This window comes from Pseudomonas lactis, assembly GCF_001439845.1.
Lineage (GTDB): Bacteria > Pseudomonadota > Gammaproteobacteria > Pseudomonadales > Pseudomonadaceae > Aquipseudomonas > Aquipseudomonas lactis.
In genome coordinates this window covers 72281-84539 of record NZ_JYLO01000006.1, presented here as the reverse complement: position 1 = coordinate 84539, position 12259 = coordinate 72281, and the positions used below count along the sequence as shown (strand labels likewise).

Sequence of the window (12259 nt, the reverse complement as noted above, 5' to 3'; positions counted from 1 at the left end):
CTCTAACTCAAGACTCTTCAGGATTCATGCGAATCAGGTGTTCAACGGCTTCGCGAAGTTGAGGCTGCTCCGGCAGCCGAATGCCGAAGGTGTCGCGCAACAGTCCCAGTAACTCATCGGCACTCTTGAGCGTGCGCTTTTCGCTGGGTCGATCCAGATAATGAAGGGCATAGCGGGCGTTGGCCAAGGTATGACGTTTACCGGGCGCAAGCAGCGCGGCTTTCAACTGCCCGACGAACGGTGAGCCAGGGTGCGTGGAGACGTACCAGTTGCCGATTTCATAATCGATGTCGGCCTGGGTTTGCAGGTCGAACACATACAGGCCACGCCATTCTTCACCCACCTGGCCCCATAGCGTGTAACTGCCTTGGTTGTGTGTCAGACGAAAGCACTCATGAGCGGTGACCTGGGGCGCGTCGCTGTCCAGTTGCAACGGGCTGCTGGGCACCATACCGCCAAAGCCGACGTCGGTGATATAGCGCACGCCGTCAAGGGTCACCAGGCTCAGGCGGTGGGTACGCCCGGTGTGGGCGTCCGGTGGGCCGCCGATCACAACGCGCCCGGTGATACCACGGGCTTCAAAGCCCAGCTCCTGCAATAGGGCCAGGAACAGCTGGTTCAGCTCATAGCAATAGCCGCCACGCCCCTCATGCAGCACCTTACGCTCGACGCTGGGCAGGTCGATCGGCACCGGTGCATGCATCAGGGTCGACAGGCTTTCAAAGGCGAAGGTGCACACATGGCGCAGTTGCAGGTCCCGCAGGGTTTGCAGGGTGGGCGGCGGTGGCGAGGCATAGCCCAGGCGTTGCAGGTACAGGCGGCTATCGGCGAGTGTGTGCATGGCGCGATCCTTGGGCGCAGGGCAAGAGCGTCACTATGCCGCGCCTCTGTGTGCGTTGTCATTTTGAATGAACCTTTTGGAGCGCCAGCCTATCCATCTATAACAAGATTGGGAGGCAACATGAGTACCGCAAAAATCTACACCGTCCACTATCAGCTACACGGTAAACCCAAGTCTTTCGTGGTGCGCGCCGAGGTGATGAACAACGCCGAGGCCTGGCATTGGGCGGCCGTTGATGCCGACATTGCCCATGTCAGCCGCATCGGTCGCGTGGGTCACGAGCAGGTGAAAAAGACCACCCGGCCCTGGGCGGAAAAATACGGCATCAGCGACGTCAGCTGGTCCCCGCCCAGATAAACAAAGCCCCGCACACAGGCGGGGCTCGGTTCACTGCTTCAAGTCGCCCAACGGATCGTAGGGCGGCTTTTTTTTCGCTGTCTCCTCGTCCGTTTTGTCCAGCGGCGCAATTGCCGGGCCGATCGGGTCGACCTGCGGGTCGGCCAGGTCCGGCGAGTCCGGGTCGAAGCCCAGTTCATCCTTGCCACTGGCGTGTTCGTTGGAATGGGGGCCATCGGTACGCTTGTTCATCAGGTTCTCCTGTTAAAGCGGACGGGCTTTGTCGTGGAGGTTTTCCAGGTCTTCTTCGGCGCGCTGCACATCGTCGTCCGGGCCTCGTTCTTTCGGATCATTGGGGCGCAACGCATCGTTGTCGCGCTCCTCTTCACCGGGGGTGCGGTGCGGGTCGGGTGTACCAGGCGGTGGCTGTTTATAGTCGGGCATGACGGCTGACCTCATGAAGGGTTCACCGTTTTAGAGAAATCGCCCGCCGCCATCGTTCAACTTCATTGCGCCAAGCATGAGAAGATGACCGCTCTTTCTGGAGACCTGCCCCGGATGTTCGAGCTCAAACCCTGCGACCCCGCCACCTATCGCCAACAGACCCGTCGCAGCACACTGGTCATTGCCGTGCTGTTCCTGGCCTTGGCCATGCTGTTATCGAGCCTGGCAGTGATGCTGTTCGGTGAGCCTGGCGGTGATAATTTTCGCTTCAACGTCGGCGGCGTCTTTGCCGGGGTGTTGATCACCGTCGCGCTGGTACGTGGCCCGTTCTGGACCCAACCCTGGATGACGTCGGCGGTGTATGGCTGGCAGCTCAAACGCAGCCTGATGAGCGTGACCAATGTGATGCACAAGGTCAGCGAACGGGTACAGGCCAACGACCCGTCAGCCATCAAGCTGTTGCGTTTCTATCATCTGGGGCTGATTCAGATGCACGAACTGGACGCCAACTCCAGCGCCCAGGCGCAAATGGTGGGCGAGATCGAGGCCCACAAGGCGAAGATGCAGGCCCTGGGGATCGCTACCGAGCAAACCCGGCTTGATCCTGCCTGGCTGGACAGCCTGAAAAGCGCTTAGCTCCGCAGGGACACGTCAGTGGGCCATTTGGCCCGCCAGCAAAACACTGCACTCAGGGCAATCGCCGCACCCGCCAGGCCAAACACCCAGGGCGCCGAGGCCACAGGTAGCAACAGGCCCGCCAGCAGCGGCCCGAGGCCGGCGCCGATATCGCGCCATACGGCGTTGGACGCCAATGCAGACACGCGCATGGCGCCGGGGTTGCGCTCGGCCACCAGGGTAGTCACCAGGGGCAATTGCAACGCACGCAGCACCAGCACCGCCGCCGCGCCGACGATCACCCAATGGCTGCCGAACGCAGCCAGGGCCAGGGCGCTCAAGAACGAAAACAGCAACAGCATCGACGTGGCACCGAAACGCTGGGCCGCACGCCCGCCCAACGGGCTCAGGAGCAATTCCGACAGGTAGCGCAGGCCCATCAAGCCGCCGGCGATCAGTACCGCATCCCCGCCCATGATCTTCTGCGCCTGGATCGACAGGCCAAAGATAAACAAGCCGTCCAGCGCGACACCTTCGATAAACGACCACAGCGCAACGCTGTCAGGCCACCTGAAGCGGCGCCCCGGAGTGCTGTGCAAGTCATGACCGGAGGTGGGCAGGCCGCGAGCGATCCACAACCCTGCCAGGCAACAGACGGCGAGAATCAGGAAGATCGGGCGCGGCCCGGCCCATAACGTCAGCAACCCGCCCAGAGGCAGGGCCAGCATCGGCCCGAAGGCAATCAATGCCCGTGAGCGCCCCGCCCTGCGCGCCGCCCCTTCAGGTTCAGACGTCGCCAGTACCTGGGTCGACAGGTTCAACGCGGCAAAACACAGGCCCCACACCAGCCGCAAGACCAACAGCGCAGCGAAGCCCGACAGCACCGAATTACCCAATGCGCACAGTGCTGCCGCGCCGGCGGCGAGCATGCAGGTCAGGCGGTCGCCGTTACGTGCATAAAAATTCAGTACATGCCGATAACCAAAGATCCGTACCAGACGGTTAGCCGCCAACAACACCCCAGCCTGGGCCAGCGTGATGCCGAACGCCTCGGACTCCATGGGCAGCAACAGGTACAGCAGCACATCACTGGGCAGGCAAAACCCGAGGGTCAGTGCCGCGCGGCGCGAGGTGGTATTGGCGGTGCGTTGGGCAAGGCTGGACATAAAACTGAAACATTCAGAAATATTCAGGCCGCCACACTAGCCCTCCCCTGGCCTTTTTTACAAGGGCTGAGTCTTGTGCTTAGAAGGCGCCCCCGCTGCTAGACACAAGCAAAATCAGATATTTCTTACATCTCTTTCGGCTGATCGTTCCCACCCTAGTGCCCTCAACCCGTCTGAGAACCTTCCCGATGTGCAACCGCCCTGTTCACCTCAAAGACCGTCGAAACTTCCTACGCCTGGCTGCCGTCAGTACAAGCGCAACGCTACTGAGCGGGGCGCTGCCCTCCCTCGCGAACGCAACATCGGCGGCGCCAGCGCTGCCCAAGCCCGCCAACGACCTCAGCCCCCAACTTGCCTTGCAGCGGCTGATGGAAGGCAACCAGCGTTACGCCGACGGGGTGACCAAGCGTCATGACTTTATGAGCGAGCGTGAAGTGTTGGTGGGTGGGCAAAATCCGTTCGTCGCGGTGTTAAGTTGTGCCGATTCGCGGATCGCTCCCGAGTACGCTTTCGACACCGCCCGCGGCGACCTCTTCGCGGTACGGGTCGCGGGCAATTTCGCCACCGATAACGGGCTCGCCAGCCTTGAATACGCGGTGGCGGTATTGGGCACGCCCCTGATCATGGTATTGGGGCACGACATGTGTGGCGCAGTCGCGGCGGGGGTCAAGGCCGTCAAGGATAACGCCCGCTTCCCGGGCAAGATCCAGGGCTTGGCCGATACTTTCAAACCCTCGGTGAACAAGGTATTGAAAGCGCCCGGCGATTTGCTGGAAAACGCCATTGCACAAAATGTCACCGACACCATGGCGCGGCTCACGGCTGAATCAAGCCTGTTGGCTGATGCGGTCGCGGCGGGAAAACTGCTGATTGTCGGCGGCGTATACAAGCTGCACAGCGGCAAAGTAAAAATGCTCGGTTAGGCTTTGCGTAGGAGCGAGCTTGCTCGCGAAAAACTCGAAGGCGCCGCGTTGATTCAGGCGGCGCGCGTTATCGTTGACGCTTTTCGCGAGCAAGCTCGCTCCTACAGGGGGCAATGATCGCTCAAGGAAGCGGCGACTCAAAAACCACGCCCAGATCCAGGCGCCCGTCCTTCAGCGGCGGGCACCAGTAATAACCCCCCGTCAACGGCTTGCTGATGCGATACAGGCCATCGACAATCCCATCTTCCAACCCACTCATGCGTCGCAACTGCGCTTCGAACGCATCGAAAGAATGACCAAACGCGAGGAACATCAGCCCCGCCTGGCCATTTTCGGCCCAGGGCATGGAGCGGCGCACCACGAAGGCTTCCGGTGTGAAGCTTTCCTGGGCGGTGCGCTTGGTGTGGGCCGACTCGGGGGCATCGTCGAGTTCTTCGTTATCGCCATGACGGCGGCCAATGATGTGGTCACGCTCCTGGGCAGGCAACGCGGCGAAACCGTCAAGGTCGTGCTGCCATTGCTGGATAGCAGCGAAGCTGGCGCCGCTGTCGGTCAGCGCGGCTTCCACGGCGGCATCGTCGTGAGGGTTTTCGGTGCCGTCTTCGTAGTCGGTCAGGTCAAAGCCGGTCTTGTAGCGGAAGCCTTCTGTCGACTGCACCAGGCGAAACGCCGGGGCCAGGGCTTTTTCCACGGTCCGGCTGCGCAGCAGCAACTCACCGCGATCCACCCCATGCAGCCATACCCACAGCGCCTGTTGAGTCGACGGGTTGTGGGCGCCAGGGCCGCTGACGGCCGGGAATGAGCGCAGCCCTGGGATCTGGACACCCAGCGCCGTTACCAGCGGCTCACCGAACCCCACCACGGCCGCCGCATCCGTCAACTGCACCAGTGCGTCCAGCGCAGCGGGCACGGCTTGCAGCGAGTCGAGGGCAAAAAACAGATGGCGGGCCTGCAAAGGCACCGGTGCGGCAAGAATGCCCGGCTGGTACTGACTCATGTGAACTCCTTCTGAAAAGCCGCGCAGTTTACCCGGCGTACACCGCGCTGCGAACAAGAATGCGCGCAAGCCTTGCGTTAGAGCCGCGTGTTGGGTGACTCTCTAGTCATGTTTTGCAACTATTCCAGGGGTAGCGACATGACCACCAGCAACCTGCTCGCCCAGCTGTTTCCCACCTCCACCGCGCAGATTCCCGAGCAATTTCGCCTGGCAGCGCCCATTGAGCAACGTGAATACCTGGTCGATGGCCAGTTGCAGGAGTGGAACGGCCCGCTCGCCCGCGTGCAAAGCCCCGTGCAACTGGGTGATGAGCGCGTGCACATCGGCAGCACGCCGTTGCTGGATGCCGACACCGCCCTCACCGCCCTGGATGCTGCCGTGCGCGCCTACGACCGTGGCCAGGGTGTATGGCCGACGATGCGAGTGGTTGAGCGTATCCAGCACGTCGAGGCGTTCCTGCGGCGCATGCGCGAACAGCGTGATGCGGTGGTCAAGCTGCTGATGTGGGAGATCGGCAAAAACCTCAAGGACTCGCAGAAAGAATTCGACCGCACCTGCGACTACATCACCGACACCATCAATGCCCTCAAGGAACTCGACCGGCGCAGCAGTCGCTTTGAGCTGGAGCAGGACACCCTCGGCCAGATCCGCCGCGTGCCCCTGGGCGTGGCGCTGTGCATGGGGCCTTACAACTACCCCTTGAACGAGACCTTCACCACGCTGATCCCGGCCTTGATCATGGGCAATACCGTGGTGTTCAAGCCGGCCAAGCTCGGTGTGCTGTTGATCCGCCCGTTGCTGGAGGCGTTCCGCGACAGCTTCCCGGCCGGGGTGATCAACGTGATCTACGGCAGCGGCCGCGAGACCGTGAGCGCGCTGATGGCCAGCGGCAAGATCGACATCTTTGCGTTTATCGGCACCAACAAGGCCGCCAGTGATTTGAAAAAGCTGCACCCCAAGCCGCACCGTTTGCGCGCTGCGCTGGGCCTGGATGCCAAAAACCCAGGGATCGTGCTGCCCGAAGTAGACCTGGACAATGCGGTGAACGAAGCCGTTACCGGTTCGCTGTCGTTCAACGGCCAGCGTTGCACCGCGTTGAAAATCCTGTTCGTGCATGAAGACGTGGTCGAGCGCTTTATCGAGAAGTTCAACGCCAAGCTGGCGACGCTCAAGCCCGGCATGCCCTGGGAAGACGGCGTGGCGCTGACGCCACTGCCGGAGGTGGGCAAGGTCGATTACCTCAACGAACTGGTGGCCGATGCGGCGCGCCATGGCGCCAAGGTGATGAATGCCGAGGGTGGCAGCAGCCGTGGCTCGTTCTTCTACCCGGCGGTGCTGTACCCGGTGAACCCGCAGATGCGTGTCTACCACGAAGAGCAATTCGGCCCGGTGGTGCCGATCGTGCCCTACCGTGACCTAGAAACCGTGATCGACTACGTGCTGGACTCGGATTTCGGCCAGCAGCTGAGCCTCTTCGGCACCGACCCCGTGGAAGTCGGACGCCTGGTGGACACCTTCGCCAACCAGGTGGGCCGCATCAATATCAATGCCCAATGCCAGCGCGGGCCGGATACCTTTCCGTTCAACGGGCGCAAGAACTCGGCCGAGGGCACGTTGTCGGTGCATGACGCCTTGCGTGTGTTCTCGATCCGCACCTTGGTGGCGACCAAGTTCCAGGAAAGTAACAAGGCGTTGGTCAGCGACATTTTGCGCAATCGAGACTCGAGTTTCCTGACCACCGACTACATCTTCTAAGATCAACCCCGTTTCAATGTGCAGACAGGTCAGTGTGGCAGCTGGCTTGCCTGCGATGCTGGCACCTCGGTCTTTCAGTCAGGTCGCGGTGATGCTATCGCAGGCAAGCCAGCTCCCACATTTGATCGCGCATACTCAGATAATCGAGGCCACTTTAATACTGATGAACCTGCCCTTCTTTGCCCGGCGCCTGCTGCGCCCCTTGCTCGACCCCTACCGCCGCTTTCGCCATGCCAAGCTGATCCACGCCGCGCGCGTGTCCGTGGGTTTGCTGGCAACCATCCTGCTGACCACCGGCCTCAACCTGCCGCACGGTGAATGGGCGTCGGTGACCATGCTGATTGTCATCGGCGGGCTGCAGCACCACGGCAACATCGGCAAGAAAGCCGTCGAGCGCGCCTACGGCACCTTGATCGGCGCCAGCGTCGGCTTGCTGCTGGTGGTGCAACAGGCTTACTTCGGCCTGCCGTTGCTCACCTACCTGCTGATGTCGGTGGTGTGCGGGTTCTTTTCCTATCACGCCATCGGTAAGGGCGGTTACATCGCGCTGCTGTCGGCGATTACGGTATTTATCGTCGCCGGCCATGGCGACAACCCAATCTCCGATGGCCTGTGGCGCACCGTCGATATCCTGATCGGCATCGTGCTGGCCCTGGCGTTTTCCTTCGCCTTGCCGTTGTACGCCGTGTATTCGTGGCGCTACAACCTGGCCAGCGCCCTGCGGGACTGCGCGCAGATTTATAGCCGGATCACCAATGGCCAATCGGTAACCAACGATGAACACCTCAAGCTGCTCAACCGTTTGAACGGGGCGATGGTGCAACTGCGCTCGTTGATGCCGTCGGTGTCCAAGGAAGTGCGGATTTCCATGACTGAACTGGATGCGATCCAGCGGCACCTGCGCATGTGCATCAGCACTTTGGAGATTCTGGGCAATACCCGGCCGGACCCGCGTGATGAGCAGGCCACGGCAAGGATGCGGGTGATGTTGAAGGCCGAGCATCGGCAGATTCGGGTGCAGTTGGTGGGGATGGCGCGGGCGTTGAAGTCGGGGGTGACGGAGCGGTTGGAGCGCCCTGGCAGTGTCGCGACGAACGTCACGTTGCTGGAGGTCCCGGTGCACAACGGGCTGGACGGCTACCGACTGTTGACGCTGCAACTGACCGCGAATGTCGACGGGATGCGCGAGCGGCTTTTGAAAAGCTCGTTACATTGGAAAATTTAGTAACAGGCCAGAGAAGCAGGTCCTATACAACCCCATGAACCTGCTTCGCCTTTTTTACAGTGCCCTTATATTTAAGGTTGCAAGCACCAGGCCCATCCAACCGCCTGCTTTCGATTACACCAGACTACTTCTGGGTCGATGGAGTCCCAGAGTACTCCGGTCAAGGCGTCGCATTGAGGCTCTGTACATACCCAGTACCAAGAGTCATAAGGTACCGGCAATGGCCAACCATAAGCGTTGCCCATGAAGCGAATAGCATCGCCGTAATGACCAATAGCGCCTGGCAGGGACTTTCTCCAATTGACTGCGGTGCCCCAATCCATACCGCGGCGGTCTTCACGTACTTGCCATACGTTACTGACGCTAACGGTATAGGACACTTGGTTATTCGCCCTGTCAGTGACAACAATGTTAGTACTGCCATTACGCATCCCTGACACAAACCCTGTAGATGTGACCGTCGCCACGGACGGGTTTTGGGAGGTGTAGGTATAAGGAGGTCGCCCACCGGTTGCAGCCCGGGTCTGCGTATTGCCGGCGTACTCTGCTCTCTTTACCCAGCCGGCCATGATATAAGCGGTTCCATTTAACGTCATCGTGGCTGTACTGATAGACAAGGCCGGATAGGCGGCGGTATATGATGTGGTAGGGAATACGACAGCACGCGCTTTATCCGTATTACCGCCAAACTCCACTTCACAGGTTATCGTTATCTGCCTGTTGTTGGGTAATGACTCCAGCCAACTGCGTAATACGGCTTTGTTCACGAGGCCATTGGCAGCCTCTGTTGAAGTGATCAACGCGCCGTTAGCCGTGAGTACATGAAGCGGTGCCACTCCCGAACTGCTGCAGGTGAGCCACACACGATTGCCCACTGAGCTCAAAGACCACTTGGCGACTGATGCAGAGGCATTGCCTGTGAAGCTGTTCAAGTTCAGAACGCCACCGGGTGCAATATTATTGATCCGTGGCTGTGGCAAACTGGCAGCAGGAATGGTAGTGACCGTCACCGTCTGCACATTCGACGGAATCGGGTCCGCCACACCCGTACGTACCACCGAATACTTCAAGCACACCGTACTGTTCACACTACGGTGCAAGACTTTATCCGCGGTCAGGTTGAATACCACCGTGCCTCCATCCAGTCCGTTCTCTACCGCCGTATGATGAGTGCCGTCGGCCAAAATCCATTCAAGCGTTATGCGGTCTTGACCACTCATACCGGTGTAGCGGACGGTCACCGTCGTATTGTGTTCAATCGGCAGCGGGTCCACCGTCACACTTGCTCCGGTATCGGTGGTGCCATTGATAAACGGATGAGGCAATACTCCCGGCAAGGCCTGGATGGTGTAATGGCGCACACCGAACAGCACGGCAGTGTTCTTGTCAGGGCGTTCCGCCAGGCTGACCCAGAACTTGATCGTCAAATCCACGCCGTCCTCCAGCAGCTTGATCTTGTCCACAGGCGTGGGCGGGCTGATCCCATTCAACACGCCGTCGTTCGTTACTTCATTGGCGGTGTAAGTGTCTTCAAACACAACGCCTTCGCTTTCGTACGTCATCCACATCAATTGCTCGGCATGGATGAAGCTCCACACCGGAATGTAGGTCCGCGCGGTTGGGCTCAGTTGTGACAAGTCCAGAACCGGCCCACTGATGCCTTCGATAGTCGGCGTCGGCAACCCGGCCAACGGCAATAGCCGCAGGGGCACGATCACGGACTCGTACGGGAACGTGCCGCGATGGAAGTGATATTGCACATTGATGGTGTTGCCACCCTCACGAATCCCACGGGCGATGGTGCGAGCGTCGACCCACACGCTGGCTTCATGGGTAGTTGGGTTACCAGCAACATTATCTGCGAAGCTGCCGTGATGATCAGCGGTGATCCAATCCACCGTAATAAGGTCACCGTCCAGCATCGGCCGGAATTTCACGATTACCCGGGTGCCGCTTATTGCCGCCAACGGGTTGAGTTCATCGGGAGCGGTGGAGGCGCCCTCGATGATCGGCCGGTCCAACTCCACACCTTTGCCCACGGTGAGCATCAGTACTTCTGAACGCAACACCACTTTCGGCGGTCCCTCACGCTCCAGGCTGTAGGAGATACGCAGGCTGCCGTTGAGGTTTTTATCGAGAATGTCGCGGGTGACCGGATAGTGCAACTCCTTGCCGGCGGTTGCGCCGTTAATCTCGATAGTGCCACTGGCGGAGCCGCCAAGGCCTGAACCAATGCACGACCAGTGAAGCTTGTCGCCGTTTTGTGTTCCCAAGTAGGTAAAGGTGACCAGCACATCACTACCAGGCACGTCAGCCGGGTCCACGTTGTTACCAATAGCGCCCTGCAAGCGCGGCGCCGGCATGTCTGCAATGCGCTCACCGACTTGCGCCCCGAGCATCGCCGATTGACGAATCGCCAAGGCGCCGCCTCCCAAAATATGGGCGGCGCCATCATTGGTGGTGTAATAAATGTGGATTTCACCCCGCCCATTGAATTGCTCCAACTCGGCTGCGGTGACGGTGTAGGTGCCGCCTTGAGAACCGGCCAACTGCTCTCGGCTAAAAATAATCGCGCTACCTCCACCCGGCGGTACATGGGTGATGTACAGCGTTTCCAGCCAGCCGGGGCTGTGCGGCTCGTAGGCAGGTATGGTGACGGTGATGTCCTCACCTGCCGGAATCAACCCCAGTTCGATAGGGCTGACGCTAGGCGCGGGCATTGAAACCTTGGTGCCAACCACGGTAATCGTGAGGCTGCCGGACTCGCGCGGTAGCGGCGCATCGGTTTTCCAGAAAAATGACACCCTAAGTGAGCCCCCAACCAGCTGCGCAATGATGTCGTTATCAATAGGAATATAGGTAAACCCTCGGTTCAAATCAGGCACAGGTCCCAACAGGATAGTCTCGCTGGTGCCGTCGTCTCGGGTGCAAAGCAAGGAAACGGTGATCTCATACCTGGGGTTAGGCGCTGGAAACTGCCGGTCTGTCAGGACGACGAGTTCGAAGGTCGAGCCGCTCTGGGTGTCGAAGTCGATCTGTCGGGATTCAAGCTCTTGGTCATCCACCAGGAAAATCGGTGCGTTCAACAGGCTGGGGTCCAGTTCGGCGTTGAGGAAATAGGGTTTGGAATACTGATATTTTTCGCCGGAGAAGTTCTCCACCACATCTCGCACCCGAAAACGCAGGGTCAATGTGCCCCGTTGTCCGCCCTGCGCAATGATGGACTTATCCACAAATACGCGGATCGGCCCCGCTCCGCCCGCTTCATCGGAAGTGACGGTATGCAGTACAAAAATGCCATCCCAGGACAGTTCGATCACATCGTTCTTGCGAATGTGTTCGTACAAGTAAATCAGGCAATACACGCCAAGGCCGATATTTTCCAAGCGCAGGGTCTCGCCTTCGGGGAACCCTTCGACTTCCATGACCAACCCGGTATGCCATGAGCTGCCCGGGTCGGTATCGGTGCCACCGGGCCGGGTGGTTTTGATCAGAATAATCTGCTTGGGGGAAGTGCTTTCGTTGCCGCTGCCTGCCCGGCGTACTCGGCCATAGGTCACCACTTCGCCCTCGGGCATACGCTCCTCGGGGATCGCCAGGTTCTGGCGAACCAGGGTGGTATCGCTAACGAGGTCGTCAGCTACCGGGAAAGCCAGGTCGGCATCGCTACGGCCGAAGTAACTAGCGAAGTAGTCATCAATACCCTGCGCAGACCAATTTTCAAATGACATAAGTGCGTAAGGGCGCACATGCCGGATGCCCAGGCCATAGACCGCAACCTCACCGGGCACATGCCCAGCAATAGGGACAGAGGGATACGCGGAATAAGGCGGGTCCAGGTTTTCCACGCGCTGTGGGCCAGGGACAATAGACTCTCTCTGGTGGGGCAGACAGGCTATGGGGAAGGAAGTGTCATCAGAGGCAGCGGGCGCGCGATCACTGCCGGAATCAAACGGG

The 12259-nt window shown here is 59.9% G+C and carries 11 protein-coding genes; 5 read left to right on the top strand and 6 right to left on the bottom strand.

The genetic code is table 11. From position 1 onward, the window contains the following. Nucleotides 1-7 precede the first annotated feature (7 nt). Nucleotides 8-841, bottom strand: a complete 834-nt coding sequence (locus tag TX24_RS11245; RefSeq protein WP_034133817.1) for an arylamine N-acetyltransferase family protein — start codon at nt 839-841, stop codon at nt 8-10. Nucleotides 842-961: 120 nt separating this feature from the next. Between TX24_RS11245 and TX24_RS11240 the strand changes: the two genes are divergently transcribed. Then, on the top strand, nt 962-1198 hold the full coding sequence (locus TX24_RS11240; RefSeq protein WP_003192128.1) for a DUF6555 family protein: 237 nt from the start codon (nt 962-964) through the stop codon (nt 1196-1198). A 30-nt stretch (nt 1199-1228) separates the two neighbouring features. Here the strand turns inward: TX24_RS11240 and TX24_RS11235 are convergent, their stop codons facing one another. Beyond that, nucleotides 1229-1429, bottom strand: coding sequence for a DUF6021 family protein (locus TX24_RS11235; RefSeq protein WP_003192129.1), 201 nt, complete (start codon nt 1427-1429; stop codon nt 1229-1231). A 12-nt stretch (nt 1430-1441) separates the two neighbouring features. Next, complete coding sequence (locus TX24_RS11230) at nt 1442-1621, bottom strand: hypothetical protein (protein WP_003192131.1); 180 nt, start codon at nt 1619-1621, stop codon at nt 1442-1444. Nucleotides 1622-1735: 114 nt separating this feature from the next. Here TX24_RS11230 and TX24_RS11225 point away from each other — a divergent pair, with 114 nt between their 5' ends. After that, nucleotides 1736-2257, top strand: a complete 522-nt coding sequence (locus TX24_RS11225) for a DUF3087 family protein (RefSeq protein WP_057710353.1) — start codon at nt 1736-1738, stop codon at nt 2255-2257. Here TX24_RS11225 and TX24_RS11220 read toward each other — a convergent pair. Then, on the bottom strand, nt 2254-3402 hold the full coding sequence (locus TX24_RS11220) for an MFS transporter (protein WP_057710352.1): 1149 nt from the start codon (nt 3400-3402) through the stop codon (nt 2254-2256). The two genes, TX24_RS11225 and TX24_RS11220, sit on opposite strands and share 4 nt — an antisense overlap. 188 nt (nt 3403-3590) lie before the next feature. Here TX24_RS11220 and TX24_RS11215 point away from each other — a divergent pair, with 188 nt between their 5' ends. Continuing rightward, nucleotides 3591-4325, top strand: a complete 735-nt coding sequence (locus TX24_RS11215; RefSeq protein ID WP_057710351.1) for a carbonic anhydrase — start codon at nt 3591-3593, stop codon at nt 4323-4325. A 121-nt stretch (nt 4326-4446) separates the two neighbouring features. On the opposite strand, the gene TX24_RS11210 is transcribed toward TX24_RS11215, so the two are convergent. Beyond that, nucleotides 4447-5322, bottom strand: coding sequence for a Dyp-type peroxidase (locus TX24_RS11210; protein WP_034133814.1), 876 nt, complete (start codon nt 5320-5322; stop codon nt 4447-4449). Nucleotides 5323-5460: 138 nt separating this feature from the next. Between TX24_RS11210 and TX24_RS11205 the strand changes: the two genes are divergently transcribed. Next, the gene (locus tag TX24_RS11205; protein WP_057710350.1) at nt 5461-7077 is read left to right on the top strand and encodes an NADP-dependent glyceraldehyde-3-phosphate dehydrogenase; all 1617 of its coding nucleotides are present in this window, start codon (nt 5461-5463) and stop codon (nt 7075-7077) included. 163 nt (nt 7078-7240) lie between these two features. After that, entirely contained in the window at nt 7241-8302 is a 1062-nt protein-coding gene (locus TX24_RS11200) for an FUSC family protein (RefSeq protein ID WP_003192141.1), read from the top strand. 71 nt (nt 8303-8373) lie between these two features. Here the strand turns inward: TX24_RS11200 and TX24_RS11195 are convergent, their stop codons facing one another. Beyond that, a complete protein-coding gene (locus TX24_RS11195) occupies nt 8374-12150 on the bottom strand; it encodes an Ig-like domain-containing protein (protein ID WP_244175855.1) in 3777 nt (1258 codons plus the stop codon). Nucleotides 12151-12259 lie beyond the last annotated feature (109 nt).

Coding starts and splice junctions, on each gene's coding strand:
- TX24_RS11205 (WP_057710350.1), top strand. CDS start 5,461: ATGACCACCAGCAACCTGCTCGCCCAGCTGTTTCCCACCTCCACCGCG.
- TX24_RS11220 (WP_057710352.1), bottom strand. CDS start 3,402: ATGTCCAGCCTTGCCCAACGCACCGCCAATACCACCTCGCGCCGCGCG.
- TX24_RS11215 (WP_057710351.1), top strand. CDS start 3,591: ATGTGCAACCGCCCTGTTCACCTCAAAGACCGTCGAAACTTCCTACGC.
- TX24_RS11245 (WP_034133817.1), bottom strand. CDS start 841: ATGCACACACTCGCCGATAGCCGCCTGTACCTGCAACGCCTGGGCTAT.
- TX24_RS11200 (WP_003192141.1), top strand. CDS start 7,241: ATGAACCTGCCCTTCTTTGCCCGGCGCCTGCTGCGCCCCTTGCTCGAC.
- TX24_RS11225 (WP_057710353.1), top strand. CDS start 1,736: ATGTTCGAGCTCAAACCCTGCGACCCCGCCACCTATCGCCAACAGACC.
- TX24_RS11235 (WP_003192129.1), bottom strand. CDS start 1,429: ATGAACAAGCGTACCGATGGCCCCCATTCCAACGAACACGCCAGTGGC.
- TX24_RS11230 (WP_003192131.1), bottom strand. CDS start 1,621: ATGCCCGACTATAAACAGCCACCGCCTGGTACACCCGACCCGCACCGC.
- TX24_RS11210 (WP_034133814.1), bottom strand. CDS start 5,322: ATGAGTCAGTACCAGCCGGGCATTCTTGCCGCACCGGTGCCTTTGCAG.
- TX24_RS11240 (WP_003192128.1), top strand. CDS start 962: ATGAGTACCGCAAAAATCTACACCGTCCACTATCAGCTACACGGTAAA.